This window comes from Pseudomonas sp. MWU12-2029 (genome assembly GCF_023242425.1).
GTDB lineage: Bacteria > Pseudomonadota > Gammaproteobacteria > Pseudomonadales > Pseudomonadaceae > Aquipseudomonas > Aquipseudomonas kribbensis.
In genome coordinates this window covers 194,096-219,831 of sequence record NZ_JALJDY010000006.1, presented here as the reverse complement: position 1 = coordinate 219,831, position 25,736 = coordinate 194,096, and the positions used below count along the sequence as shown (strand labels likewise).

The 25,736-nt window shown below is 62.1% G+C and carries 29 protein-coding genes; 16 read left to right on the top strand and 13 right to left on the bottom strand.

Going from position 1 to position 25,736, the window contains the following annotated elements:
- Positions 1–12 precede the first annotated feature (12 nt).
- From M5B44_RS17020 to M5B44_RS17005, 4 genes are read left to right on the top strand one after another with little or no spacing between them, the layout of a single operon-like run.
- Positions 13–447 carry a DUF4426 domain-containing protein gene (locus M5B44_RS17020; RefSeq protein ID WP_085709066.1) on the top strand — a complete coding sequence of 145 codons (435 nt, stop codon included), beginning with the start codon at positions 13–15 and terminating at the stop codon, positions 445–447.
- Positions 444–1,040 carry an RdgB/HAM1 family non-canonical purine NTP pyrophosphatase gene (gene rdgB, locus M5B44_RS17015; protein WP_085709065.1) on the top strand — a complete coding sequence of 199 codons (597 nt, stop codon included), beginning with the start codon at positions 444–446 and terminating at the stop codon, positions 1,038–1,040. The genes M5B44_RS17020 and rdgB overlap by 4 nt, the downstream gene beginning before the upstream one ends.
- Positions 1,037–2,242, top strand: a complete 1,206-nt coding sequence (gene hemW, locus M5B44_RS17010) for a radical SAM family heme chaperone HemW (RefSeq protein WP_248739931.1) — start codon at positions 1,037–1,039, stop codon at positions 2,240–2,242. The genes rdgB and hemW overlap by 4 nt, the downstream gene beginning before the upstream one ends.
- Positions 2,243–2,262: 20 nt before the next feature.
- Positions 2,263–2,586, top strand: a complete 324-nt coding sequence (locus M5B44_RS17005; RefSeq protein WP_248739930.1) for a DUF3392 domain-containing protein — start codon at positions 2,263–2,265, stop codon at positions 2,584–2,586.
- Between the two features lie 130 nt (positions 2,587–2,716).
- Here the strand turns inward: M5B44_RS17005 and trmB are convergent, their stop codons facing one another.
- The 4 genes from trmB to M5B44_RS16985 form a co-directional block, all read right to left on the bottom strand.
- Complete coding sequence (gene trmB / locus M5B44_RS17000; RefSeq protein ID WP_085646976.1) at positions 2,717–3,442, bottom strand: tRNA (guanosine(46)-N7)-methyltransferase TrmB; 726 nt, start codon at positions 3,440–3,442, stop codon at positions 2,717–2,719.
- 9 nt (positions 3,443–3,451) lie between these two features.
- Positions 3,452–4,246: a thiazole synthase gene (locus tag M5B44_RS16995; RefSeq protein WP_007953385.1), complete on the bottom strand. Its 795-nt coding sequence runs from the start codon at positions 4,244–4,246 to the stop codon at positions 3,452–3,454.
- 60 nt (positions 4,247–4,306) lie between these two features.
- Positions 4,307–4,507: a sulfur carrier protein ThiS gene (thiS, locus tag M5B44_RS16990; RefSeq protein ID WP_007953386.1), complete on the bottom strand. Its 201-nt coding sequence runs from the start codon at positions 4,505–4,507 to the stop codon at positions 4,307–4,309.
- A 72-nt stretch (positions 4,508–4,579) separates the two neighbouring features.
- Positions 4,580–4,960: a DUF423 domain-containing protein gene (locus M5B44_RS16985; RefSeq protein ID WP_248739929.1), complete on the bottom strand. Its 381-nt coding sequence runs from the start codon at positions 4,958–4,960 to the stop codon at positions 4,580–4,582.
- A gap of 74 nt (positions 4,961–5,034) precedes the next feature.
- Between M5B44_RS16985 and mtgA the strand changes: the two genes are divergently transcribed.
- On the top strand, positions 5,035–5,757 hold the full coding sequence (mtgA, locus tag M5B44_RS16980) for a monofunctional biosynthetic peptidoglycan transglycosylase (protein WP_248739928.1): 723 nt from the start codon (positions 5,035–5,037) through the stop codon (positions 5,755–5,757).
- A gap of 70 nt (positions 5,758–5,827) precedes the next feature.
- On the opposite strand, the gene rpoH is transcribed toward mtgA, so the two are convergent.
- The 4 genes from rpoH to ftsY all read right to left on the bottom strand — a co-directional run bounded on the left by rpoH (position 5,828) and on the right by ftsY (position 10,001).
- Positions 5,828–6,682, bottom strand: a complete 855-nt coding sequence (gene rpoH, locus M5B44_RS16975; RefSeq protein WP_003229146.1) for an RNA polymerase sigma factor RpoH — start codon at positions 6,680–6,682, stop codon at positions 5,828–5,830.
- A gap of 114 nt (positions 6,683–6,796) precedes the next feature.
- Positions 6,797–7,822 carry a permease-like cell division protein FtsX gene (gene ftsX, locus M5B44_RS16970; RefSeq protein ID WP_248739927.1) on the bottom strand — a complete coding sequence of 342 codons (1,026 nt, stop codon included), beginning with the start codon at positions 7,820–7,822 and terminating at the stop codon, positions 6,797–6,799.
- Positions 7,819–8,490 (bottom strand): cell division ATP-binding protein FtsE, encoded by a 672-nt coding sequence (gene ftsE, locus M5B44_RS16965; RefSeq protein ID WP_008065082.1) that lies wholly within the window; start codon positions 8,488–8,490, stop codon positions 7,819–7,821. Before ftsE ends, ftsX begins: the two co-directional genes overlap by 4 nt.
- A complete protein-coding gene (ftsY, locus tag M5B44_RS16960; RefSeq protein ID WP_248739926.1) occupies positions 8,487–10,001 on the bottom strand; it encodes a signal recognition particle-docking protein FtsY in 1,515 nt (504 codons plus the stop codon). The genes ftsE and ftsY overlap by 4 nt, the downstream gene beginning before the upstream one ends.
- A gap of 345 nt (positions 10,002–10,346) precedes the next feature.
- On the opposite strand from ftsY, the gene M5B44_RS16955 reads away from it, so the two are divergent.
- The 5 genes from M5B44_RS16955 (at position 10,347) to M5B44_RS16935 (ending at position 15,687) form a co-directional block, all read left to right on the top strand.
- Positions 10,347–11,702 carry a M16 family metallopeptidase gene (locus M5B44_RS16955; protein WP_248739925.1) on the top strand — a complete coding sequence of 452 codons (1,356 nt, stop codon included), beginning with the start codon at positions 10,347–10,349 and terminating at the stop codon, positions 11,700–11,702.
- Positions 11,695–13,182, top strand: coding sequence for a M16 family metallopeptidase (locus tag M5B44_RS16950; RefSeq protein ID WP_248739924.1), 1,488 nt, complete (start codon positions 11,695–11,697; stop codon positions 13,180–13,182). Before M5B44_RS16955 ends, M5B44_RS16950 begins: the two co-directional genes overlap by 8 nt.
- A complete protein-coding gene (gene rsmD, locus M5B44_RS16945) occupies positions 13,182–13,790 on the top strand; it encodes a 16S rRNA (guanine(966)-N(2))-methyltransferase RsmD (protein WP_248739923.1) in 609 nt (202 codons plus the stop codon). The genes M5B44_RS16950 and rsmD overlap by 1 nt, the downstream gene beginning before the upstream one ends.
- Before the next feature lie 63 nt (positions 13,791–13,853).
- A complete protein-coding gene (locus tag M5B44_RS16940; protein ID WP_248739922.1) occupies positions 13,854–14,852 on the top strand; it encodes a hydrolase in 999 nt (332 codons plus the stop codon).
- Positions 14,853–14,856: 4 nt separating this feature from the next.
- A complete protein-coding gene (locus M5B44_RS16935; protein WP_248739921.1) occupies positions 14,857–15,687 on the top strand; it encodes an AraC family transcriptional regulator in 831 nt (276 codons plus the stop codon).
- A gap of 6 nt (positions 15,688–15,693) precedes the next feature.
- Here M5B44_RS16935 and M5B44_RS16930 read toward each other — a convergent pair whose 3' ends face one another.
- A complete protein-coding gene (locus M5B44_RS16930; RefSeq protein ID WP_248739920.1) occupies positions 15,694–16,548 on the bottom strand; it encodes a sulfurtransferase in 855 nt (284 codons plus the stop codon).
- Between the two features lie 27 nt (positions 16,549–16,575).
- Entirely contained in the window at positions 16,576–17,247 is a 672-nt protein-coding gene (locus M5B44_RS16925) for a TetR/AcrR family transcriptional regulator (protein WP_248739919.1), read from the bottom strand.
- A gap of 146 nt (positions 17,248–17,393) precedes the next feature.
- Between M5B44_RS16925 and M5B44_RS16920 the strand changes: the two genes are divergently transcribed.
- The 5 genes from M5B44_RS16920 to M5B44_RS16900 all read left to right on the top strand — a co-directional run bounded on the left by M5B44_RS16920 (position 17,394) and on the right by M5B44_RS16900 (position 21,980).
- On the top strand, positions 17,394–18,824 hold the full coding sequence (locus M5B44_RS16920; protein WP_248739918.1) for a coniferyl aldehyde dehydrogenase: 1,431 nt from the start codon (positions 17,394–17,396) through the stop codon (positions 18,822–18,824).
- Between the two features lie 24 nt (positions 18,825–18,848).
- Positions 18,849–19,394: a twin-arginine translocation pathway signal protein gene (locus tag M5B44_RS16915; RefSeq protein ID WP_248739917.1), complete on the top strand. Its 546-nt coding sequence runs from the start codon at positions 18,849–18,851 to the stop codon at positions 19,392–19,394.
- A 41-nt stretch (positions 19,395–19,435) separates the two neighbouring features.
- Positions 19,436–21,031, top strand: a complete 1,596-nt coding sequence (locus M5B44_RS16910; protein ID WP_248739916.1) for a GMC family oxidoreductase — start codon at positions 19,436–19,438, stop codon at positions 21,029–21,031.
- 115 nt (positions 21,032–21,146) lie between these two features.
- Positions 21,147–21,626 (top strand): pantetheine-phosphate adenylyltransferase, encoded by a 480-nt coding sequence (gene coaD, locus M5B44_RS16905; RefSeq protein WP_003229157.1) that lies wholly within the window; start codon positions 21,147–21,149, stop codon positions 21,624–21,626.
- 102 nt (positions 21,627–21,728) lie between these two features.
- A complete protein-coding gene (locus M5B44_RS16900) occupies positions 21,729–21,980 on the top strand; it encodes a YfhL family 4Fe-4S dicluster ferredoxin (protein ID WP_003195146.1) in 252 nt (83 codons plus the stop codon).
- A gap of 38 nt (positions 21,981–22,018) precedes the next feature.
- Here M5B44_RS16900 and M5B44_RS16895 read toward each other — a convergent pair whose 3' ends face one another.
- The 3 genes from M5B44_RS16895 to M5B44_RS16885 form a co-directional block, all read right to left on the bottom strand.
- The gene (locus M5B44_RS16895; RefSeq protein WP_085709047.1) at positions 22,019–22,342 is read right to left on the bottom strand and encodes a multidrug transporter; all 324 of its coding nucleotides are present in this window, start codon (positions 22,340–22,342) and stop codon (positions 22,019–22,021) included.
- A gap of 67 nt (positions 22,343–22,409) precedes the next feature.
- The gene (mutM, locus tag M5B44_RS16890) at positions 22,410–23,222 is read right to left on the bottom strand and encodes a bifunctional DNA-formamidopyrimidine glycosylase/DNA-(apurinic or apyrimidinic site) lyase (RefSeq protein ID WP_085709046.1); all 813 of its coding nucleotides are present in this window, start codon (positions 23,220–23,222) and stop codon (positions 22,410–22,412) included.
- A 27-nt stretch (positions 23,223–23,249) separates the two neighbouring features.
- Entirely contained in the window at positions 23,250–24,062 is an 813-nt protein-coding gene (locus tag M5B44_RS16885; RefSeq protein ID WP_248740069.1) for an HDOD domain-containing protein, read from the bottom strand.
- A 266-nt stretch (positions 24,063–24,328) separates the two neighbouring features.
- Here M5B44_RS16885 and M5B44_RS16880 point away from each other — a divergent pair, with 266 nt between their 5' ends.
- On the top strand, positions 24,329–25,525 hold the full coding sequence (locus tag M5B44_RS16880) for a class I SAM-dependent rRNA methyltransferase (RefSeq protein ID WP_085709044.1): 1,197 nt from the start codon (positions 24,329–24,331) through the stop codon (positions 25,523–25,525).
- Positions 25,526–25,736: the final 211 nt, after the last annotated feature.

The window sequence follows — 25,736 nt, the reverse complement described above, 5'->3', positions numbered from 1 at the left end:
AGGAGAACGAACATGGGACGCCTGATTACCACGCTGCTGGCCGCCTGCCTGAGCCTGTCGGCCATGGCAGCCGATGCCATCAAGAGCGAGCGCCAGGAAACCTTCGGCGACGTGACGGTGCACTACAACACTTTCAACTCGACCTACCTGCAACCGGACATCGCCAAGGCTGCCGAGCTGATCCGCAGCAAGAATCAGGGCGTGATCAATGTCTCGGTGATCAAGGACGGCAAGCCGTTGATCGCCAACGTCACCGGCACTGTGAAAGATCTGACCAGCCAGACCGTGACCCTGAATTTCCGCCAGGTCACCGAACAGGGCGCAATCTATTACATCGCCCAGTACCCGGTGGAACAGCAGGAAACCCGCACCTTCGAAATCAAGGTGCAGAACGGTGACAAGATCAACACCATCAATTTCAACCAAGAGCTTTTCCCCGGCGAATGATGAACCTCAAGCAACTCGTACTGGCCAGCCATAACGCCGGCAAACTCAAGGAACTCCAGGCCATGCTCGGCGAATCGGTGCAATTGCGCTCGATCGGCGAGTTCAGCAGCGTGGAGCCGGAAGAAACCGGTCTGTCGTTCGTCGAGAACGCGATCCTCAAGGCGCGCAATGCCGCGCGCATCTCCGGGCTGCCGGCGCTGGCCGACGATTCGGGTCTGGCGGTAGATTTCCTCGGCGGTGCGCCGGGCATCTACTCCGCGCGCTACGCCGACGGCAAGGGCGACGCGGCGAACAACGCCAAACTGCTCGACGCCTTGAAGGACGTGCCTGAAGCCGAGCGCGGCGCGCAGTTCGTCTGCGTGCTGGCGCTGGTGCGTCATGCCGACGATCCGCTGCCGATCCTCTGTGAAGGCCTGTGGCACGGGCGCATCCTGACCGCCGCCAGCGGCGAGCACGGTTTCGGCTACGACCCGCTGTTCTGGGTGCCGGAGCGTAACGTGTCCAGCGCCGAGCTGAGCCCGAGCGACAAGAACCAGATCAGCCACCGCGCCCGTGCAATGGATCTGCTGCGCCAGCGTCTGGGCTTGAAATGACCCGTGATTCTTCTGCGTCGCCACTGATCGTCGGTGGCGCCGCCTCTTCGCCTCGGGCGCCGTTGCCGACGCTGCCGCCCCTGGCGCTGTACATCCACATCCCGTGGTGTGTGCGCAAATGCCCGTATTGCGATTTCAACTCCCACACTGCCAGCCCGGTGCTGCCGGAACGGGAATATGTGGATGCGCTGCTCGCCGACCTGGATCAGGATCTGCACGCGGTGTACGGCCGCGAGTTGAGTTCGATCTTCTTTGGCGGCGGTACACCGAGCCTGTTCAGTGCCGAAGCACTGGGCCGCTTGCTCGAAGGCGTGAAACACCGCATCCCGTTTGCCGATGACATCGAAATCACCCTGGAAGCCAACCCCGGGACTTTCGAGCAAGAGAAGTTCGTCGCTTACCGCAAACTGGGGATCAATCGCCTGTCGATCGGTATCCAGAGCTTCCAGCAGGAAAAGCTCAAGGCCCTCGGCCGCATCCACAACGGCGATGAAGCGGTGCGTGCCGCCGGCATGGCGCGCCAGGCCGGATTCGATAACTTCAACCTCGACTTGATGCACGGCCTGCCGGACCAGTCGCTGGACGATGCCTTGAGCGATCTGCGCCAGGCCATCGAACTGAAACCGACGCACATTTCCTGGTATCAGCTGACGCTGGAGCCGAACACCGTGTTCTGGAACCAGCCGCCGGTGCTACCGGAAGACGACACGTTGTGGGACATTCAAGAGGCCGGACAGGCGCTGCTGGCCGAACACGGTTACGCGCAATACGAAGTTTCCGCTTACGCCCAACCGGGTCGTCCGGCGCGGCATAACCTCAACTACTGGAGTTTCGGCGACTTCATCGGCATCGGCGCCGGCGCCCACGGCAAGCTCAGCCATCCGGACGGGCGCATCGTACGCACCTGGAAGACGCGCTTGCCGAAGGACTACCTCAACCCGGCCAAAAGCTTCCAGGCCGGCGAGAAAGCCCTGACCAACGACGAGATGCCCTTCGAGTTCCTGATGAACGCCCTGCGCCTGACCGCCGGCGTCGAATCACGCCTGTATCCCGAGCGCACCGGCCTGCCGCTGGAAAGCCTCGACGAACACCGGCGCGAGGCCGAACAAAGCGGTCTATTGCAGGTCGAACCGTCACGTCTGGCGGCCACCGAGCGCGGACAACTCTTTCTCAACGATTTGCTGCAGAAATTTCTGAGCTGAATGGCTCCCGGGGAAACCGCATGGATTTGATACTCGACCTGCTCGCCACTGTCTCCCGCTGGAGCCGCAGCAACCTCTCGGAAATCGCGCTGGCCCTGGTGGGCTGCCTGCTGGTGCTGTTCGGCGCCGACTTCAAAGGCTGGGTCGAGCAACGCCTGGGCAGCATCGCCGGCGCCCTGCGCGTCCCGCTGATGGCCCAGCTGTGCATGATCGGCAGCGGCGCGGCGCTGATCTACGCCACCCCTTGGGTGGTGAAGGGGCTGAGCCAGTTCAACAACTACAGTCTGGCGCCGGTGTTGTTGGTGGTGTTGGTTTTGATCGGCGTGGTCGCCGACCGCCGCTGATTTTCAGCACACACAAAACAACTGTGGGAGCGAGCTTGCTCGCGAAAGCGTCATAACATTCAACATCTTCGTTGACTGTCAGACCGCAATCGCGAGCAAGCTCGCTCCCACAGTTTTTATTGCGTGATGCTTAAGCGAGTTTCTCGAACTTCAGATCCCACACGCCATGCCCAAGACGTTCGCCACGGCGTTCGAACTTGGTGATCGGGCGTTCGGCCGGGCGTGGTACGCACTTGCCGTCTTCGGCGAGGTTGCGATAGCCCGGGGCGACGTTCATCACTTCCAGCATGTATTCGGCATACGGTTCCCAGTCGGTGGCCATGTGCAGAATGCCGCCAACCTTCAACTTGCTGCGCACCAGTTCAGCGAAAGACGCTTGAACGATGCGGCGCTTGTGGTGACGGCTCTTGTGCCACGGATCCGGGAAGAACAGCATCAGGCGATCGAGGCTGTTGTCGGCGATGCAGCGGTTCAGTACTTCGATCGCGTCGCAATCGTAGACCCGCAGGTTGGTCAGGCCCTGGGTCAGCACGCCATTGAGCAGCGCGCCGACACCCGGACGGTGAACCTCGACACCGATGAAATCCTGTTCCGGCGCAGCGGCTGCCATTTCCAGCAGCGAGTGGCCCATGCCGAAACCGATCTCCAGCGAACGCGGCGCGGAACGGCCGAACACCTGATCGTAATCCACCGGCGCATCGGCCAGCGGCAGGACGAACTTCGGCGCGCCCTGATCCAGGCCACGCTGCTGGCCTTCGGTCATGCGCCCGGCGCGCATCACAAAACTCTTGATGCGGCGGTGTTGGCGCTCGTCGCCTTCTTCCGTCTGGATTGGCGTGTCGTTCGATTCAGTCATCAATAGCTCTTACTTGATCAGACCATCCAGCGGCGAAGAGGCGCTGGCATAGAGTTTTTTCGGCATGCGGCCGGCGAGGTAGGCCAGGCGGCCCGCGACGATCGCGTGTTTCATGGCTTCGGCCATCATGATCGGCTGCTGGGCGTGGGCGATGGCCGAGTTCATCAGCACGGCGTCACAGCCCAGCTCCATGGAGATGGTGGCATCGGAAGCGGTACCGACACCGGCATCCACCAGCACCGGGATCTTGGCTTCTTCGAGGATGATCTGCAGGTTGTACGGGTTGCAGATCCCCAGGCCCGAACCGATCAGGCCGGCCAGCGGCATGACCGCGATGCAGCCGATTTCCGCCAGTTGCCGGGCGATGATCGGGTCATCACTGGTGTAAACCATCACGTCGAAGCCTTCCTTGACCAGTACTTCGGCGGCCTTGAGGGTTTCGATCACGTTGGGGAACAGGGTTTTCTGGTCGGCCAGCACTTCCAGCTTCACCAGATTATGGCCATCGAGCAGTTCACGGGCCAGGCGGCAGGTGCGCACGGCCTCGACCGCGTCGTAGCAGCCAGCGGTGTTCGGCAGGAAGGTGTAGCGATCCGGCGACAGCACTTCGAGCAGGTTCGGCTCGCCTTCGATCTGGCCCAGGTTGGTGCGGCGCACCGCGAAGGTGACGATCTCGGCACCCGAGGCTTCGATGGCCAGGCGGGTTTCTTCCATGTCACGGTACTTGCCGGTACCGACCAGCAAACGCGACTGGTAAGTACGACCGGCCAGAACGAAAGGCTTGTCGCTACGAACGATGCTCATGGGAAATCCTCTGTTGGGGTGAGGGTCTTGCAGAATTCTCGGCCCATGCAGGCCTGGCGACTAGCCGCCGCCGATGGCATGCACCACTTCGACGTTGTCGCCGTCATTCAATGTGGTGTCGGCATGCTGGCTGCGCGGGACGATATCCAGATTGAGTTCGACCGCGACGCGGCGTCCGGTCAGGTCCAGACGGGTCAGCAGGGCCGCAACGGTTTCACCGTCGGGCAGTTCAAAGGATTCACCGTTCAACTGAATGCGCATGCGCAACGCCGCCATCACTTTTTAGGGGGTGGCATTCTAGCCCGATCATGACCTAAAGGTCAGCACCAAGCGTCAAGCGGTTGGCTGCAGGCGCCAGGCGGCGAGTCCGAGGCACAGCCAGCCGATCAGGAACGCCAGGCCACCGAACGGAGTGATGATGCCGAGCTTGCCGATGCCGACGGTGGTCAGCAGGTACAGACTGCCGGAAAACAGCAGGATGCCGACGGTGAACGAGATACCGGCCCAGGCGACCAAGCGACCCTGAAGCTGCGTGGCCAGCAGCGCCACACCGAACAGCGCCAGCGCATGCACCAGTTGATAGGTGACGCCGGTGTGGAAGATTGCGAGGTACTCGGGGGTCAGGCGGTTTTTCAGGCCATGGGCGGCGAATGCGCCGAGGCCGACACCGGTGAAACCAAAGAAGGCAGCCAGCATCAGAAAGCTACGCAGCATGTAGAACTCCACTCAGACTCGATCGGCAGGGTCTGTATAATGGCCCGCTCAACCGGTTCGGCCAAGCCATCTCTATGCTGCGTTTATTTCTCCGTCGTTTCACGAAGGCCCTGCTCTGGTTCGCGGGCGGCAGCGTATTGCTGGTGTTGGTGTTTCGCTTTGTGCCGCCACCGGGCACGGCGCTGATGATCGAGCGCAAGATCGAATCCTGGGTCGACGGCGAGCCGATCGATCTGCAACGCACCTGGAAGCCGTGGGACGAGATCTCCGATGACCTGAAGGTCGCGGTGATTGCCGGCGAAGACCAGAAATTCCCCGAGCACTGGGGTTTTGACCTGAGTGCGATCAAGGCCGCACTGGCCCACAACGAACTCGGCGGCTCGATTCGCGGCGCCAGTACCCTGAGCCAGCAAGTGTCGAAGAACCTGTTCTTGTGGTCCGGCCGCAGCTATCTGCGCAAAGGCCTGGAAGCTTGGTTCACCGCGCTGATCGAAGTGTTCTGGCCCAAGCAGCGGATACTTGAGGTGTACCTGAACAGTGTCGAGTGGGATGACGGCGTATTTGGCGCTGAAGCAGCGGCACGGCATCACTTTGGCGTTTCTGCCAAGTCATTGTCCCGCCAGCAGGCGAGCTATCTGGCAGCCGTGCTACCCAATCCCCGGGTCTGGAGCGCCAGTCACCCGACTTCCTACGTTTCGCGTCGGGCCGGATGGATTCGCCAGCAGATGAGCCAGTTGGGTGGCGACAGCTATCTGCTGACACTCGATGATTCACGCCGCGCACCCTGGGCCCAATGAGTTTCTGAAGCGCACACAAAAACGCCCCGATCATCACTGATCGGGGCGTTTTTTATTGCCGGACCACCGGTTACGCGGCGATCGACAACTTGAGCTTGTTCATCGCGCTCTTCTCGAGCTGACGGATCCGCTCGGCCGACACGTTGTACTTCTGCGCCAGGTCGTGCAGCGTGGCTTTCTCTTCTGCCAGCCAGCGCTGGTAGAGGATGTCGCGGCTGCGCTCGTCCAGCACTTCCAGCGCTTCGTGCAGGTTGTGATTGGAGTTGTCGCTCCAGTCGGCATCTTCCAGTTGACGCGCCGGGTCGTACCGGTGGTCTTCCAGGTAGTTGGCCGGCGACTGGAAAGCACTGTCGTCGTCAGCTTCGGCAGCCGGGTCGAAGGCCATGTCATGACCGGTCAGGCGACTTTCCATCTCACGCACTTCACGGGGCTCGACGCCGAGGCTTTCCGCCACACGGTGGACTTCCTCGTTGTTCAGCCAGGCCAGACGCTTCTTCTGGCTGCGCAGGTTGAAGAACAGCTTGCGCTGGGCCTTGGTGGTCGCGACTTTCACGATCCGCCAGTTGCGCAGGATGAATTCGTGAATCTCGGCCTTGATCCAGTGCACCGCGAAGGACACCAGACGTACGCCCATTTCCGGGTTGAAACGCTTCACGGCCTTCATCAGGCCGACGTTGCCTTCCTGGATCAGGTCAGCCTGAGCCAGACCGTAGCCGGAATAGCTACGGGCAATGTGTACGACAAATCGCAGGTGGGCGAGCACCATCTGCCGAGCCGCCCCAAGATCCTGCTCATAGTAGAGACTCTCGGCCAGTTCACGCTCCTGCTCCGGCGTCAGCAATGGAATGCTGTTGACGGTGTGCACATAGGCTTCCAGGTTTGCGCCCGGAACCAATGCATACGCAGGTTGCAAAGAATTGGTCATACGAAAAAACCTCCGACTTACATACTCGCGCCTTTCGGCACTGCGAAAAATTGACCGGGAACTCAGGTACAAGTTCCCAAAAAACCGCAAGGTCAATCACGCGCAAAAAAGATTCTACTTCGGCGCCAGCTCCCTGAGATGACGTGCGACTGCAATCCATGCACCGATATAACCCAACAGCACCGCGCCAAGCAAGAGCGACAGACCGTCGGCAACTGGCACTCCGGCCAGTGCGAAATCACTGCCGTACAAGCCGGCCAGCCCGACCACCGCGTCGTTCAGCCAGTTCAGGCCGAACGCCAGCACACCCCAGGACAGCAGCCCCGCACCGAAGCCATACAACGCGCCCATATAAAGGAAGGGACGACGCACATAACTGTCGGTGCCGCCGACGAGTTTAATCACTTCTATCTCGGTGCGGCGGTTTTCAATATGAAGACGAATGGTATTGCCTATCACCAAAAGTAATGCGGAAACCAGCAACACCGTCAGACCGAAGACAAAGCGGTCGCCGAGCTTGAGGATGGCCGCCAGACGCTCGACCCAGACTAGATCAAGTTGCGCCTGTTGTACCTTGGGCAGTTCGGAAAGTTTTTGTCTTAATGCTTCCAGGGTCGGCTTGTCGACCTCGTTCGGCGTCACCAGCACAACGCCCGGCAGCGGGTTTTCCGGCAGCTCGCGCAGTGCTTCGCCCAGTCCGGACTGCTGCTGGAATTCTTCCAGCGCCTGATCGCGACCGACATATTCAGCATCAGCGACGCCGGGCATGCCTTTGATCTGATCCCGCAGCTTCTCGCCCTGAGCCGAACTGGCGTCAAGCTCCAGATACAGCGAGATCTGCGCCGCACGCTGCCACGAACCGCCCAGACGCTCGACGTTGTTCAGCAACAACGACAGGCCCATCGGCAGGCTCAGTGCAACCGCCATCACCATGCAGGTGAAGAAGCTGCCGATCGGCTGCTTGCCGAGGCGACGCAGGCTGTCCAGCAGGCTGGCACGGTGGCTTTCGATCCAGGCGTGGAACAGCGTGGCGAAATCCGGACCATCGTCCTCGTCGTGCTTTTTCTTCTTCGGCGGCTGCGGATCGGCGGCCTTAGGGGCCACACGCTCGGAAACCTTCGGACTACGTGTTGCACTCATTCGCCTGCCTCCCCGTCGCCGATCAATCGGCCGCGTTGCAGGGTCAACATGCGATGGCGCATGCGCGCAATCAGGGCCAGGTCGTGACTGGCGATCAGCACGCTGGTACCCAGACGGTTGATGTCTTCGAACACGCCCATGATCTCGGCCGCCAGACGCGGGTCGAGGTTACCGGTCGGTTCGTCCGCCAGCAGCAGGGCCGGGCGGTGCACGATGGCGCGGGCGATGCCGACGCGCTGTTGCTGACCGGTGGACAGATCGCCGGGGTACAGATCGGTCTTGTCCGACAGCGCCACGCGCTCCAGTGCCGAATCGACGCGCTTGGCGATTTCCGCCTTGGATAGCCCGAGGATCTGCAACGGCAGCGCGACGTTGTTGAACACCGTGCGATCGAACAGCAACTGGTGATTCTGGAACACCACACCGATCTGCCGACGCAGAAACGGAATCTGCGCATTGCTGATGGTGCTCAGGTCTTGCCCGGCCAGCAGCAGTTTGCCGCTGGTCGGACGCTCCATCGCCAGCAACAGGCGCAACAACGTGGATTTACCGGCACCGGAGTGGCCGGTGACAAACAGGAACTCGCCGCGACGGACTCGAAAGCTCAGCTCATGCAAGCCGACGTGACCGTTCGGGTAGCGCTTACCGACCTGTTCGAAACGAATCATGAACGCTCCCGCTCGGCAAACAGTGCCTGGACAAAGGGTTCGGCTTCAAAGGTACGCAGATCGTCGATGCCTTCACCGACGCCGATGTAGCGGATCGGCAGGCCGAATTGCTTGGCCAGGGCGAAAATCACCCCGCCCTTGGCGGTGCCGTCTAGCTTGGTCAGCGCCAGGCCGGTCAGTTCGACGGTCTGGTTGAATTGCTTGGCCTGGTTGATGGCGTTCTGGCCAGTACCGGCGTCGAGCACCAGCAGCACTTCGTGCGGCGCATCGGCGTCGAGCTTGCCGATCACCCGGCGAACCTTCTTCAGTTCTTCCATCAGGTTGTCTTTGGTGTGCAGGCGACCGGCGGTGTCGGCGATCAGCACATCGATGCCACGGGCCTTGGCGGCCTGCACGGCGTCGAAGATCACCGAAGCCGAGTCCGCGCCCGTGTGCTGGGCGATCACCGGAATCTTGTTGCGCTCGCCCCAGACCTGCAACTGCTCGACCGCCGCAGCACGGAAGGTGTCACCGGCGGCGAGCATGACTTTCTTGCCTTCCAGTTGCAGCTTCTTCGCCAGCTTGCCGATGGTGGTGGTCTTGCCGGCGCCGTTGACGCCAACCACGAGGATCACAAACGGCTTGTTCTGCGAAGCAATCTTCAGCGGCTGCTCGACCGGTTTGAGCATCGCGGCCAGCTCGGCCTGCAGGGATTTGTACAGCGCGTCGGAATCGGCCAGCTCTTTACGTGCGACCTTCTGGGTCAGACGCTGGATGATCACCGAAGTGGCTTCGACACCAACGTCGGCAGTCAGCAGACGAGTTTCGAGATCGTCGAGCAGATCGTCATCGATGGCCTTCTTGCCGAGGAACAGGCTGGCCATGCCCTCGCCGATGCTGGCGCTGGTCTTCGACAGGCCTTGCTTGAGGCGGGCGAAGAAGCCGGCCTTGGTTTCTTCGGTGCGAGGCGCCTCCACCGGGGTTTCGACGACAGCGACAGGCGCAGCGACGACCGGTGCAGGTGCAGGTGCAGGTGCAGGTGCAGGTGCAGGTGCAGGTGCAGGTGCAGGCTCGGGCGCAGTGACAATCGGTGCAACCGGCGCAGCGACCACCGGCTCGGGAATGACAGGAGCAGGTTCGACCACCGGCGCTTGAACAGGCTCGGGAGTGAATGCAACCGCTGCCGGAATCGGCGGCGTGATGTGCGGCGCAGCCTCTTCGACCAGCGCCACCGGCTCTTCCGCCACGGGCAAGGTCAACCATGGCTGGGCAGCCGGGGTCAGCGGCAGCTCAGCGGCAGCCGGCGCCTCAGGCTCGACTTCGGCCACCGGTTGCAACACCGGTTCGGCAATCGGCAGCACAACCGGCGCCGGCACTTCTTCTATGACAGGTGCTGGTGCCGGGGCTGGCTCAGGAATGGCAGTCGGCTGTTCGACGACGGGTTCCTGCGGCTTTTTGCGCAGCCATCCGAACAGGCTTTTCTTCTCGCCAGCCGCAGCTGGGGTCTTCTTGTCGTCGTTGGAACCAAACATGGAGGACGGCTATCTCACGGTAGCGACGCGCCACAGGGGCGCCCCGGCAAATAAATATTCGATGCAGAACAGACTGTGTTTCACCCAGCTTGTTCACGCGCAACATTTTGTCGAGGCGCCAAAAGCACCTCAAAGGTCTGTAAATACGAAGGACTGGAACGGCATCGTCGGCGAAAACGCAGAGTTTAGCTGACAAACTCAAAGCTTCTGCCGGTAACCCGTACAACCTATAGACCGATCAGTGGCCTGATAGGCGTGGCCGCCAGTAAAACGGATCAGTATCCTAGCACCTCCTCGCCCGCCTAGGCTAAGACCAAGCGGGCAGCCGAACAGGTTTAAAAACGAATGAATGCTCTAGCCCGCCGCGCCGCAGGCCTGCTGCTCAGCACAGTCTGTCTGCCCCTTTCGGCCCTGGCGGCCGACCTGCAACCGACCCACGAATTCACCCTCGACAACGGTCTGAAAGTCGTCGTGCGCGAAGACCATCGCGCGCCAGTGGTGGTGTCGCAGGTCTGGTACAAGGTCGGCTCCAGCTACGAAACCCCGGGCCAGACCGGTCTGTCCCACGCCCTCGAGCACATGATGTTCAAGGGCAGCGAGAAAGTCGGCCCCGGCGAAGCCTCGCTGATCCTGCGTGACCTCGGCGCTGAAGAAAACGCCTTCACCAGCGATGACTTCACCGCCTACTACCAGGTGCTGGCCCGCGACCGTCTGGGCGTAGCCTTCGAACTGGAAGCCGACCGCATGGCCAATCTGCGCCTGCCGGCCGACGAGTTCGCCAAGGAAATCGAAGTCATCAAGGAAGAGCGCCGCCTGCGCACCGATGACAAGCCGATGTCCAAGGCCTACGAGCGCTACAAGGCCATGGCCTACCCGGCCAGCGGTTATCACACGCCGACTATCGGCTGGATGGCCGACCTCGACCGGATGAAAGTCGAAGAGCTGCGCCACTGGTACCAATCCTGGTATGTGCCGAATAACGCCACGCTGGTGGTGGTCGGCGACGTGACCCCGGACGAAGTGAAAACCCTCGCCCAGCGCTACTTCGGGCCGATCCCGAAACGCGACGTGCCGCCAGCGAAGCAACCGCTGGAACTGGCCGAACCCGGCGAACGCCAGATCACCCTGCATGTGCAGACCCAACTGCCCAGCCTGATGCTCGGTTTCAACGTGCCGAGCCTGGCCACCGCCGAAGACAAGCGCTCGATCAACGCCTTGCGCCTCATCTCGGCGCTGCTGGACGGCGGTTACAGCGGACGCATCCCGACCCAGCTGGAGCGCGGCGAAGAGCTGGTGTCCGGCGGTTCGTCGAGCTACGACGCCTACACTCGCGGCGACAGCCTGTTCACCCTGTCGGCCACGCCGAACACCCAGAAGAAAAAGACCATGGCCCAGGCTGAAGCCGGCCTGTGGAAACTGCTGAAACAGCTGAAAACCACTGCACCGTCCGCTGAAGAGCTGGAGCGCGTGCGTGCGCAAGTCATCGCCGGCCTGGTTTTCGAACGCGATTCGATCACCAGCCAGGCCACCGCCATCGGCCAACTGGAGACCGTCGGCCTGTCGTGGAAATTGATGGACACAGAACTGGCCGATCTGGAAAGCGTCACCCCGCAAGACATCCAGAACGCCGCCAAGCTGTATTTCACCCGCGAACGTCTCAGCGTCGCCCACGTCCTGCCACTGGAGACGACTCATGAGTGAGCGCAAAACCCCACGCCTGCTGCTCGGCCTGATCGCCGTGGCAGTCATTGGCTCCGCCGCGCTGTATCTGGCGCCGAGCGACAACAGCAACGCCAGCGAAGCGCTGGATAACGCCAAGTCCAGCCAGAAGCTGCAATCGCTGGCCGAACTCGACGGCAAGGCCCCGGCCAGCCGCAAACTCGACGTACAGACCTGGAACACCGCCGAAGGCGCCAAGGTGCTGTTCGTCGAAGCTCGCGAACTGCCGATGTTCGACATGCGCCTGATCTTTTCCGCCGGCAGCAGCCAGGACGACAACGCGCCGGGCCTGGCCCTGCTGACCAACGCCATGCTCAACGAAGGCGTGGCCGGCAAGGATGTCGGCGCCATTGCCCAGGGCTTCGAAGGCCTCGGCGCGGATTTCGGCAACGGCGCCTACAAGGACATGGCCATCGTTTCGTTGCGCAGCCTGAGTGCCGCCGACAAACGCGAGCCGGCACTCAAACTGTTCTCGGAAGTGATCGGTAAACCGACCTTCCCCGCCGACTCCTTCGCACGCATCAAGAACCAGATGCTCGCCGGTTTCGAGTACCAGAAACAGAACCCCGGCAAACTCGCCAGCCTGGAGTTGATGAAGCGCCTGTACGGCGATCACCCGTACGCGCACTCCAGCGATGGCAGCGCGCAAAGCGTGCCGAAGATCACCCTGGCGCAACTGCGTGAGTTCCACGCCAAAGCGTATGCCGCCGGCAACGTGGTGATTGCGCTGGTCGGCGATCTGTCCCGCAGCGAAGCCGAGGCGATTGCCAATCAGGTCTCCGCCGCCCTGCCGAAAGGCCCGGCGCTGGCGAAGATCGCTCAGCCGCAGGAGCCGAAGGCCAGCGTCGGTCACATCGAGTTCCCGTCGAAGCAGACCAACCTGATGCTCGCGCAACTGGGCATCGACCGTGACGACCCGGACTACGCCGCACTGTCGATGGGCAACCAGATCCTCGGCGGCGGTGGCTTCGGCACTCGCTTGATGAGCGAAGTCCGCGAGAAGCGTGGCCTGGCCTACGGCGTGTATTCGGCGTTCAGCCCGATGCAGGCACGCGGCCCGTTCATGATCAATCTGCAGACCCGCGCGGAAATGAGCGAAGGCACCCTGAAACTGGTGCAGGACGTGCTCGCCGACTACCTGAAGACTGGCCCGACCCAGAAAGAACTCGACGACGCCAAGCGCGAACTGGCCGGCAGCTTCCCGCTGTCCACTGCCAGCAACGCCGATATCGTCGGCCAGCTCGGCGCCATGGGCTTCTACAATCTGCCGCTGAGCTATCTGGACGACTTCATGCGTCAGTCCCAGAGCCTGACGGTCGAGCAGGTCCGCGACGCCCTGAACAAACACTTGAGCACGGACAAAATGGTCATCGTCAGCGCTGGCCCGACCGTGCCGCAAAAGCCGTTACCGGCCCCATCTGATAAACCTGCCGAGCAGCCGCTCGGGGTTCCGGAGCATTAATGGCCAGTCCAAAGAAACCTGTACAAAAACTGCACAACGGTGTGAACCAGTTGCGCATCATCGGCGGCGAGTGGCGCAGCCGCAAACTGAGCTTCCCGGATGCACCGGGCCTGCGCCCGACGCCGGACCGTGTGCGTGAAACTCTGTTCAACTGGCTCGCGCCGTACGTTGCCGGGGCCAAGGTGCTCGATCCGTTCGCCGGCAGCGGCGCGCTTTTTCTGGAAGCATTGTCCCGTGGCGCGTCCATGGGCCAGGCGCTGGATGCCAGCCATGTCGCCGTCTCCAGCCTGAAAGAACACCTCGGCACCCTGCGCTGCACCAACGGCCAGGTGCAGACCGCCGACGCCTTGCGCTACCTGGAAACCCAGACCGCGACCGCGTTCGACCTGGTGTTCCTCGACCCGCCGTTCAACCAGAACCTGCTGCCTGCCGTCTGCGCGCTGCTGGAAGAGCGCCAATGGCTGGCCGATGATTCGTGGATCTACACTGAAAGCGAAACCGCGCCATCGACCCTCGGCCTGCCAGGCAACTGGCGCCTGCACCGTGAACAGAAATCCGGGCGGGTGTACTACGCGTTGTGGCAACGTATGGCAGTGATCGCCGGTTAACCGACCGGCCTGAAAAAGCGGCGAGCTTCAGCCGAGGCTCGCTGCGCTGCATCGAGAGCAATCGTGTCCCCTTCGTCAAAACCGTTCATCCCCGCCTTCGGCCTCGGCAATCCGCACCTGCAAACCTTGTGGGGGCCGCTGTGGCGCAAGACCGTGCACCTTGATCGCCAGCGCGAACGCGTGTGGCTGGAGGACGGCGATTTTCTCGACCTCGACTGGCATGGCCCGCACAGCGCCGAAGCGCCTCTGGTGCTGGTGCTGCACGGGCTGACTGGCTCTTCCAACTCGCCTTACGTCGCCGGGATTCAGGCAGCGCTCGCCGCCCAAGGCTGGGCCAGTGTGGCGCTGAACTGGCGCGGCTGTTCGGGCGAACCGAACCTGTTGCCGCGCAGCTACCATTCCGGTGCCAGCGAAGACCTCGCCGAAACCATCAAGCACCTGAAAGCCAAGCGGCCATTGGCGCCGCTGTATGCGGTCGGTTATTCCCTTGGCGGCAACGTGCTGCTCAAGCATCTGGGGGAAACCGGTAGCGCCAGCGGTGTACTTGGCGCGGTAGCGGTGTCGGTGCCGTTTCGACTGGATCAATGCGCCGACCGTATCGGCCAGGGGTTTTCGAAGGTCTATCAGGCGCATTTCATGCGCGAGATGGTGGCCTACATCAAGAACAAGCAGCGCCAGTTCCAGCACGACGGCCGTGAGGATGGTCTTGCCGCACTGGCCGCCCTCGGCTCGCTGGAAAACATGCGCACCTTCTGGGATTTCGATGGCCGGGTGACCGCGCCGCTGCACGGGTTTGCCGATGCCGAGGATTATTATCGGCGGGCATCGAGCCGCTACTTTCTGGGCGAGATCCGCACGCCGACCCTGATCATTCAGGCGGCGGACGACCCGTTCGTATTTCCCCACAGCCTGCCGCAGGCCAGTGAGTTGTCGAGTTCGACCGCGTTTGAATTGCAGGCCCGGGGCGGGCATGTCGGCTTCGTCGACGGCTCATTCCGCCAACCGGGTTATTACCTGGAGCGGCGCATCCCCCAATGGCTGGCCGAATCGGGGCGCGGGTGACGGCATGAGCGATCAGGGCGAGTCGATCCGTTTCTGGCAAACCGCGCCATTGGCCGGCGTCGAGCTGCTCTCGGCGCGCTACATCGAGCATCGTTTCGCCCCGCACGTCCACGACGGCTACGTGATCGGCATGATCATGGCCGGCGCCCAGCGCTACCGTTATCGCGGTGCCGAACACCTGGCTGGCAGCGGAACGCTGGTGCTGATCAACCCGGATGAATTGCACACCGGCCACAAAGGCACCGAGGACGGCTGGCTGTACCGGGCGTTCTATCCGGATACCGACAAGATTGTTTCGCTGCTTGAAGAACTGGAGCTGCCAACCGCACCAATGCCGGCCTTTGGCGCGACGCTGTATCGCGACCCGGATCTGGTCAACGGCTTCAGCCAGTTGCACCGCTTGCTGGAAAGCCCCGCCACCGCGCTGCAGCAGCAGACGGTGTGGCGCGAAATGATGATGCTGCTGCTGCAACGTCACGCGGCGGTGCAGATCAACGGCAAACCCGGAAAAGAACACCGCGCAGTGGTGATGGCCAAGGAGTTGCTGCACGCACAACTGGCGGCGCCCCCCTCCCTGGAAGAACTGGCGGCAGCGGTGAACCTGTCGCCCTTCCACTTCGCCCGGGTATTCCGCCGCGCCACCGGCATGCCGCCGCACACCTGGCTGATGCAACAGCGGATCGCCTGCGCACGGGGTTTGTTGCAGAGCGGCTGCCTGCCGGTGGAAGTCGCCACGCAACTGGGCTTTGCCGACCAGAGCCATCTGAGCCGGCAGTTCAAACAGGTTTATGGCGTGGGGCCAGCGGCCTATCGCAGTGCGCGGCTGGAGCGCTGAACGCGCTTACTCGCCCGTGGCGATACCGCGCGACGGCTCGTTGATCCACTCGCTCCACGATCCGGCATACAGCGTACCCAACGGATAACCCGCCAGACACAGGGCAAACAGGTTGTGACACGCCGTCACCCCGGAACCGCAATACGCCACCAGATCGTTCGGCGAACGCTCGCCGAGTTTCGCGGCAAAGCGCTGCTTGAGTTGATCCGCCGGCAGGAAACGTCCGTCGCTGCCCAGGTTGTCGGTAAACGCCGCGCATTGCGCGCCGGGAATGTGCCCGGCGATCGGGTCGATCGGCTCCACTTCACCCTTGAACCTTGGCAGGGCGCGGGCATCGAGCAGGGTCAGGGCCGGTTGGCCGAGGCGCTGCTGCAATTGCTCGGCGCTGAGCAGCAGATGTTTGTCCGGCTGCCCGCTGAACGTCCCGCGCGCCACCGAAGGCGCATCCAGGCTCAGCGGCAGGCCGGCCGCATGCCAGGCCTTGAGCCCGCCATCGAGAATGAACACGCCGTCGCGCTTGCCCAGCCATGCCAGCAACCACCAGGCCCGGGCCGCGTAGGCACCGGGGCCGTCGTCATACAGAACCACGTCGCTGTCGTTGCTGATACCGAAGGCTTGCAGGCGCTCGATCAACGCCGCCGGCTCCGGCAGCGGATGACGTCCGGTCACGCCCTTGGTCACCGGCCCGCTCAGGTCACGTTCAAGATCGGCGAAACTCGCCCCGGCAATGTGCCCTTCGGCATAGCTGCGCTGGCCGTAATCCGGGTCTTCGAGGGCAAAACGGCAATCGAGAATCACCAGCCCCGGTTGCTCCTTGCGGGCATCCAGCGTGGTCGGGCTGATCAGTTGCGCAATCGGCATAGCGAACGACTCCTGTGAGCGGATGGGTCAGGACCTTTCTTCAAGGGCCTGGGCCAACGGTACGTAGAATTCTTCGAACAGTGCATTGACCTCATCACGGGCCTGATCGGTGACAAATCCCGCTTCCAGCACCAGCACCTGATACACGCCACGTTTAATGGCCTGCTCGCTGAGGTGATTGGAATTTTCCCGGGTCGTGCACAAAAAGCGTACCCAGGAGGTGAGGATGATCCACGCGTTGAGGGTCAGGGATTCGATCTGCACCCGGTCCATCTTCAGGATGCCGGCAGCGACGAAACCTTCATAGATCGCCGCGCCCTGAATCACGCAGCGCTGGGAAAAGCGCCGGTAACGCCCGGCCAGGTCCGGATCGCTGTCGAGCAGGTGCTCCAGATCCCGGTGCAGAAAGCGGTAGCGCCACATCGCCGACAGCAGTTCCTTGAGGTAGAAACGCTTGTCTTCGACCGTCGCCGCACGCCCCTGAGGCGGGCGCAGGAAGCTGTCCACAAGGCTTTCGTACTCACTGAACAACACGGCGATGATCGCCTGCTTGTTGGGGAAGTGGTAGTACAGGTTGCCCGGAGAAATCTCCATGTGGGCCGCGATGTGATTGGTGCTGATGCTGCGCTCGCCCTGCTGATTGAACAGCTCGAGGCTGTTCTGCACGATGCGCTCGCTGGTTTTGATCCGTGGGGCCATGGCTTGAGCTTTAATTCAGAGTGCGTTGGGGGGCATCTTACGACCTAACCGGAACGGGATAAAACCATGATGCCCAAGGAAGTCATTTGACTTTCTAGAGCATAGACTCTAGAAAGTTCCTCACGACAACAAATCCGGAGCCGACAATGACCGCCGATATTGCCTACCTGCAATCGTTGCAACAGCCGCTGGAAGAGCTCAACCGGTTGTTCGACGCGCAGCGCGCCGCCTACGCCGCCAACCCGATGCCGCCTGCCGCCCAGCGTCAGCAGTGGCTCAAGGCCTTGCGCGATCTGCTGAGCAGCGAACGGCAGGCATTGATCGAGGCGATCAGTTCGGATTTCAGCCACCGCAGCGCCGATGAAACCCTGCTCGCCGAGCTGATGCCGAGTCTGCACGGCATTCATTACGCCAGCCGGCATATCAGCCAGTGGATGAAACCTTCACGGCGCAAGGTCGGCGTCGCCTTCCAGCCGGCATCGGCGAAAGTGGTGTATCAGCCGCTGGGCGTCGTCGGCGTCATCGTGCCGTGGAACTACCCGTTGTTCCTGGCCATGGGCCCTTTGACCGGCGCGCTCGCGGCAGGCAACCGGGTGATGCTCAAGCTCAGCGAATCGACCCCGGCCACCGGCATGCTGCTCAAGGAATTGCTGGCGCGGATTTTCCCCGAAGACCTGGTCTGCGTGGTGCTGGGCGAGGCCGATGTCGGCGTGGCGTTCTCGAAACTGCGCTTCGATCACCTGCTGTTCACCGGCGCCACCAGCATCGGCAAGCACGTGATGCGCGCGGCGGCGGAAAACCTCACGCCGGTGACCCTGGAACTGGGCGGCAAATCCCCGGCCATCGTCTCCCACGACGTGCCGCTCAAGGACGCCGCCGAACGCATCGCCTTCGGCAAGACCCTCAACGCCGGCCAGACCTGCGTGGCGCCGGACTACGTCTTGGTGCCGGAAGAACGGGTCGGCGGCTTCGTCGAAGCCTATCGCCAGGCCGTGCGCGGGTTTTATCCGACACTCGCCGACAACCCGGACTACACCGCGATCATCAACGAGCGCCAATTGGCTCGACTGAACAGCTACCTCAGCGACGCCACCAGCAAGGGCGCACTGCTGATTCCGCTGTTCGAGCAGGGCCAGGGCCGGCGCATGCCGCACAGCCTGCTGCTGAACGTCAGCGACGAGATGACGGTGATGCAGGACGAAATCTTCGGCCCGCTGCTGCCGATCGTGCCGTACCGGGATCTGGATCAGGCATTTGCTTACATCAATCAGCGCCCACGTCCTCTGGCTCTTTACTACTTCGGCTACGACAAACGCGAACAGAATCGCGTGCTCCACGAAACCCACTCCGGCGGCGTCTGCCTCAACGACACGCTGCTGCATGTAGCCCAGGACGACATGCCCTTCGGCGGCATCGGGCCGTCGGGGATGGGGCATTACCACGGGCACGAAGGTTTTCTGACCTTCAGCAAGGCCAAGGGTGTGCTGGTTAAACAGCGCTTCAACGCGGCGAAGCTGATTTACCCGCCGTACGGCAAATCCATTCAGAAACTGATCCAGAAACTGTTCATTCGCTAACGTCACCGCCGGGTAATAACAACAATGCACCCAAGCCTGACCGAAACACCTGCCCTCTCGCGCCGTGGCCTGCTGAAGTTCAGCCTCGGCGCCACGGCTTTCCTCGCCACTGCCGGCCTTGGTGCCAGCCTCAGCGGCTGCTCATCGAGCGTGTCGGCCAACGGATTCGCCACGTTGCGCAGCGGTGACCTGCTGTTTCTGCGTGCGCTGATTCCGGTGATGCTGGAGGGCGCCGTCGCGGTGGAAAAGATGCCCGCCGCTGTCGACGGAACCCTGAAGTCCCTGGACTACAGCCTCGATCACCTGTCACCGGAAATGCTCAAGCTCACCCGGCAACTGTTCGATGTGCTGGGCATGGCCGTGACCCGGGGACCGCTGACCGGCATCTGGGGCAGTTGGGAAAACGCCAGCCCCGAGGCGATCCGGCACTTTCTCGAGCGCTGGGAAAACAGTTCGTTGAGCCTGCTGCGCATGGGCCACAGCTCCCTGCAGCAAATGGTGATGATGGCCTGGTACACCCGCGCCGAGTCCTGGGCGCACTGCGGTTACCCCGGCCCGCCCACGGTTTAAGACCTGCGACGCCTCCGAACAATAATAAGAGAGCCTGATTGATGCCCGTACCCGACCCGTTTCGCGAAGGCCTTGCCCGTGGCTGGAAAACCTACAACGGCGCGCAACTGACCGACGACCTGACCCTGGAAGCCGACGTTGCCATCATCGGCAGCGGTGCCGGCGGCGGCACCACGGCGGAAATCCTCAGCGCCGCCGGCTATAAAGTGCTGCTGATCGAAGAAGGCCCGCTCAAGACCAGCAGCGACTTCAAGATGCTGGAAGACAAGGCTTACAGCAGCCTCTATCAGGAAGGCATCGGCCGCATGAGCAAGGACGGCGCGATCACCATCCTTCAGGGTCGTGCGGTCGGCGGCACAACTCTGATCAACTGGACTTCGAGTTTTCGCACGCCCGAGCCGACCCTCGAACACTGGGCCAAAGAACACAACGTCAATGGCCACAGCCCCGCCGACATGGCGCCGTGGTTCGAAAAAATGGAGCAACGCCTCGGCGTCGCCCCGTGGATGGTGCCGCCCAACGCCAACAACGACGTAATCCGCAAAGGCTGCGAACAACTCGGCTACAGCTGGCACGTGATCCCGCGCAACGTGCGCGGCTGCTGGAACCTCGGCTACTGCGGCATGGGCTGCCCGACCAACGCCAAGCAGTCGATGATGGTCACGACCATTCCGGCGACCCTGGAAAAGGGCGGCGAGCTGCTCTATCTGGCCCGCGCCGAAAAACTGCTGATCAACGGTGACAAGGTCACCGGGCTGCAGTGCGTGGCGATGGACGAGCGCTGCGTCGAGCCGACCGGGCGCAAGATCACGGTCAAGGCCCGCCATTGCGTGCTGGCCGGCGGCGGTATCAACAGCCCTGCCCTGCTGCTGCGCTCGGACGCGCCGGATCCGCATCAACGCCTCGGCAAACGCACCTTTCTGCACCCGGTGAACATGTCCGCCGGGCGCTTCGACGAGATCATCAACCCGTTTTACGGAGCGCCGCAGTCGATCTACTCCGACCATTTCCAGTGGAAGGACGGCACTACCGGGCCGATGGCCTTCAAACTCGAAGTACCGCCGTTGCACCCGGCGCTGGCCGCCACCCTGCTCGGCGGCTTCGGCCAGGAAAACGCACAGCACATGGCGGATCTTCCGCACACCCACGCCATGCTGGCGTTGTTGCGTGACGGCTTTCATCAGGACAGCCAGGGCGGCAGTGTCGAGTTGCGCGGGGATGGTTCGCCGGTGCTCGACTATCAGGTTTCGTCCTACGCCTGGGACGGTTTGCGCCGGGCCTTCCACGTCATGGCCGAGATCCAGTTCGCCGGCGGCGCCAAAGCGGTGATGCCGATGCACGCCGATGCGCGTTATGTGAACAGCCTGGCCGAGGCGCGCAAAATGATCGACGGCTTGAGCCTTGAGCTGTACCGCACCCGCCTGGGCAGCGCCCACGTCATGGGCGGTTGCGCAATGGGCGAAGACCCGAAAACCGCCGTCACCGACAGCCTTGGCCGCCATCATCAGCTGCGCAATCTGTCGATTCACGACGGCTCGCTGTTCCCCACCAGCATCGGCGCCAACCCGCAGTTGTCGGTGTATGGTCTGACGGCGCAACTGGCGACATCCCTCGGCGAACGGCTGAAAAACCCGTGAAAAAGCCGAAGATTCGTACAGTCCATAGTGCTTTCTTACCCAAAAGGCGACTTGGCCGACCGGGACGGCTGCGATACCATCCGACTCCCCAACGGATTCCCGCCAGGACGACGCGATGAACCGAGTGTTGTACCCAGGTACCTTCGACCCTATTACCAAGGGCCATGGCGATCTGGTCGAACGCGCCTCGCGCCTGTTCGACCATGTGATCATCGCCGTCGCCGCCAGCCCCAAGAAGAATCCGCTGTTCCCGCTGGAACAACGGGTCGAGCTGGCCCGCGAGGTCACCAAACACCTGCCCAACGTGGAAGTGGTCGGCTTCTCGACGCTGCTGGCGCATTTCGCCAAGGAGCAGAACGCCAATGTGTTCCTGCGTGGTTTGCGCGCGGTGTCGGACTTCGAATACGAATTCCAGCTGGCCAACATGAACCGCCAGCTGGCGCCGGATGTGGAGAGCCTGTTTCTCACCCCGTCCGAGCGTTATTCGTTCATTTCCTCGACCCTGGTGCGGGAAATTGCAGCCCTGGGCGGCGATATCAGCAAGTTCGTCCACCCGGCCGTGGCTGACGCCCTGACCCTGCGCTTCAAGAAGTAACGACCGTTCAAACGGCGCCCGCGTGCACTGCGGGCGCCAATGCGGCACAATTGCGCGCATTGATTCATAGCGCCCGGGCTCCCCGCCCCGGCTGGAGTTAGCATGTCCCTGATCATCACCGACGATTGCATCAACTGCGACGTCTGCGAACCTGAGTGCCCGAACGCCGCCATTTCCCAGGGCGAAGAGATCTACGTGATCGACCCGAACCTGTGCACCCAGTGCGTCGGCCACTACGACGAACCGCAGTGCCAGCAGGTCTGCCCGGTGGATTGCATTCCACTGGACGAAGCCCATCCGGAGACTGAAGAACAGTTGATGGAGAAATACCGCAAGATTACCGGCAAGGCTTGAGTCTCTGACCGTGATCGCAGCGCCAGGCTGCGATCACGTCATTCACGCTGCTCGAATCCTTCCCCGGTACAGCCCAGGCAACGCACGAACGCCGCTTTCGCCGGTGCCACCACCAGCGCCTCCCCCGCATCGCCGACACCGCCACCCAGCGCGGTAAACGGCAACGACACCACAAACACGCCTGCACCGATCACTGTCGCCGCCACCAGCAAGGGACGGGCAATCAGCAGATCGCCGATCATGGCGTAGGCCGGTGGATTCTGGATGGCGTATCGCGGATCACCGCTGCCGCCTTCCGTGGCCTGAACGATCAGGCTGGAACACAGCAGCAGTGCGAGGAGCAGGGCTTGCGAGGACTTCATGGCACGATCCTTCGGGCTGAACAGTGAGACAACTCACTATAGACCGTAGGACTTTTTCAGCTTTTCGTCAGGTCTGGCAGCGTGGGCAGAAGACACTGGCCCGCTGGCCCAGCTTCACTTCCCGCAGGCCCGTGCCACAGACCTTGCAGTGTTCGCCACCGCGGCCGTAGACAAACAGCTCCTGCTGGAAATACCCCGGCTGTCCGTCGCCACCGATGAAGTCGCGCAACGTGGTGCCGCCGCGCTCGATGGCGGCGGCGAGGATGCGTTTGATCTCGATCGCCAGCTTCAGATAACGCGCCCGGGAAATGCCCTTGGCTTCGCGGCGCGGATCGATGCCGGCGGCGAACAGCGCTTCGGTCGCGTAGATATTGCCGACCCCCACCACCACCGCGTTGTCCATGATGAACGGCTTGACCGCCATCGACCGGCCACGTGACAGCTGATACAACCGCTCGCCGTCGAAGAGATCGGTCAACGGCTCCGGCCCCAGGCGAATCAGCAATTCGTGATTGAGCGGGTCGTTGCTCCAGAGCATCGCGCCGAAACGCCGCGGATCGGTGTAACGCAGGGCCAGACCGGACTCCAGTTCGATGTCGACATGCTCATGCTTGGCTGCCGGCATCCCGACCTCTACCAATCGCAAATTGCCCGACATGCCCAGATGGCTGATCAGCGTGCCGACTTCGGCATTGATCAGCAGGTACTTGGCGCGCCGTTCGACCAGCACGATGCGCTGGCCGGACAGGCGCACATCGAGGTCTTCGGGAATCGGCCAGCGCAGCCGCCGGTCACGCACGATCACCCGGCTGACGCGCTGGCCTTCCAGGTGCGGGGCGATGCCGCGGCGGGTGGTTTCGACTTCCGGCAATTCAGGCATGAGCGTCTCGAATCTTGAGTGTCTTGATCAGTGTGCGCCGAGTTCGCGGATTGTCTGCTTCAGGGTTTCGAAGTCGTAATCCGAAAGACCGATGTATTCAAGCACCAGCGGCCCGACCGCCTGCCACTCGAAGTCTTCGCTCTGGTTGCCCAGCACCCGGTACGACGCGCAGATATGCTCGGCCATTTTCAGGATCGCCAGCAGGTTTTTCATCTGGCTGTTGCGCGAAGTCTCATCGCTGAAGATCGCCATGGCGTTGTGGTGATTGGCGATGGCCGCACTGACATGCTCCGGCAGGCGCCAGGACTTGGCAGTGTAGTAACCGACCACCGAGTGATTGGTGTTGTAGACATCGTTCTCGGTGTCCACGACCCGGCGTTCGGCACTCGCGTTGGCGTAGGCCTTTTCGAGCGTCGTCATGTAATCCGGGAAACGCTGAAGCATCAGCGGCACGCCGCAGTCATGGAACAGGCCCAAGGCGTAAGCCTCGTCGCTCGCCTCGGTACCGACGCGCTTGGCCAGGGTCAGACAGGTCATGGCCACGTCCTGGGCGGTGTCCCAGAAACGGTTGAGCGTGACGATGGTGTCATCGTTCATCTCGCCCTTGATCGACATCGCGTTGATCAGATTGATGATCGAACGACTGCCCAGCAGGTTCACCGCGCGCTTGATCGAGGTGATCTTGTTGCTCAGACCGTAATACGGCGAATTGACGATTTTCAGCAGAGAGCCGGACAGGCCGGGATCCTGGGAGATCAGCTTGGCGATCGTCTCCAGATCCGGGTCGGGCATGTACTGCTCCATTTGCAGATCCACCATGATCTGCGGTTGCGCCGGCACGCTGATGCCTTGCAGGGACTGTTGAATCTGTTCGGTGGTCAGCTCTTGGGACATAAGTACATACTCTTGGACAGGCGGCGATTCTAACCCCTAAAAACCGACGAACGACACATCAGGGGCAGATCGGCGGAAACTTTCATTCAAGACCATGGACAGAATTCTGCCTTCGTCCGTTTGCGCGCCGCGCCTGTACGCCACATGTCCAGCACCGAACCCGCCTGCGTCGCAACACGGTATACTCCCGCTCTTTTTTCCGGAGCGACGTCATGTCCCTGCCTAGCTTGCGCCTCAAAGCCAACGCCGACCGTCGCCTGCGCGCCGGCCACCTGTGGGTCTACAGCAACGAAATCGACGTGGCCGCCACCCCGTTGCACGGCTTCAAGGCCGGCGACCAGGCCATCCTCGAAGCCGCCGGCGGCAAGCCGCTGGGCATCGTGGCCATGAGCCCGAACAACCTGATCTGCGCCCGCCTGCTGTCGCGCGACATCAAGCTGCCGCTGGACAAGTCGCTGCTGGTGCACCGCCTGAACGTGGCGCTTTCCCTGCGTCAGCGCCTGTTCGACAAACCGTTCTATCGCCTGGTCTACGGCGACTCCGACCTGCTGCCGGGTCTGGTGGTCGACCGTTTCGGCGACATCCTCGTGGTGCAGATCGCTTCCGCCACCATGGAAGCCCATAAAGATGACGTGATCGCGGCACTGACCCAGGTGCTCAAGCCGAGCGGCATTCTGTTCAAGAACGACTCCGCCGCCCGTGACGCCGAAGGTCTGGAACGCTACACCGAAACCGTGTTCGGCCTGGTGCCGGAGTGGGTTGCTCTGGAAGAGAACGGCGTGAAATTCGAAGCCCCGGTGATCCAGGGCCAGAAGACCGGCTGGTTCTACGACCACCGAATGAACCGCGCACGCCTGGCGCCTTACGCCAAAGGCAAACGCGTGCTGGACCTGTACAGCTACATCGGTGGCTGGGGTGTGCAGGCTGCCGCATTCGGCGCCAGCGAAGTGTTCTGCGTCGATGCCTCGGGCTTCGCCCTCGACGGCGTCGAGCGCAATGCCGCGCTGAACGGTTTCGCTGACAAGATGACCTGCATCGAAGGCGACGTCTTCGAAGCCTTGAAGGAACTCAAGGCCAGCGAAGAACGCTTCGACGTGATCGTGGCCGACCCGCCTGCGTTCATCAAACGCAAGAAGGACATGAAAAACGGTGAAGGCGCCTACCGCCGCCTGAACGAGCAAGCCATGCGCCTGCTCAACAAGGACGGCATCCTGGTCAGCGCTTCGTGCTCGATGCACCTGCCGGAAGACGATCTGCAGAACATCCTGCTGACCAGCGCCCGTCACCTGGATCGCAACATCCAGTTGCTGGAACGCGGCGGTCAGGGCCCGGATCACCCGGTGCACCCGGCCATTGCGGAAACCCGCTACATCAAGAGCATCACCTGCCGTCTGCTGCCGAACAGCTGACAGACGCACGGCATTGATGCTGTCGAAAGGGGAGCCCATGGGCTCCCCTTCTTTTTGTCTTGCACTTTGCTTTCCTACATTTATCGTCCTGCCGTCGTGCAGGACATTTCCTTAACTATTCTATTTAGTGGCATTCAACTTACACACTTACTTCCAGCCAAAGATCACTCCGACAAAATTACTGGATTATTCCTACTTAATATTTGCTTGC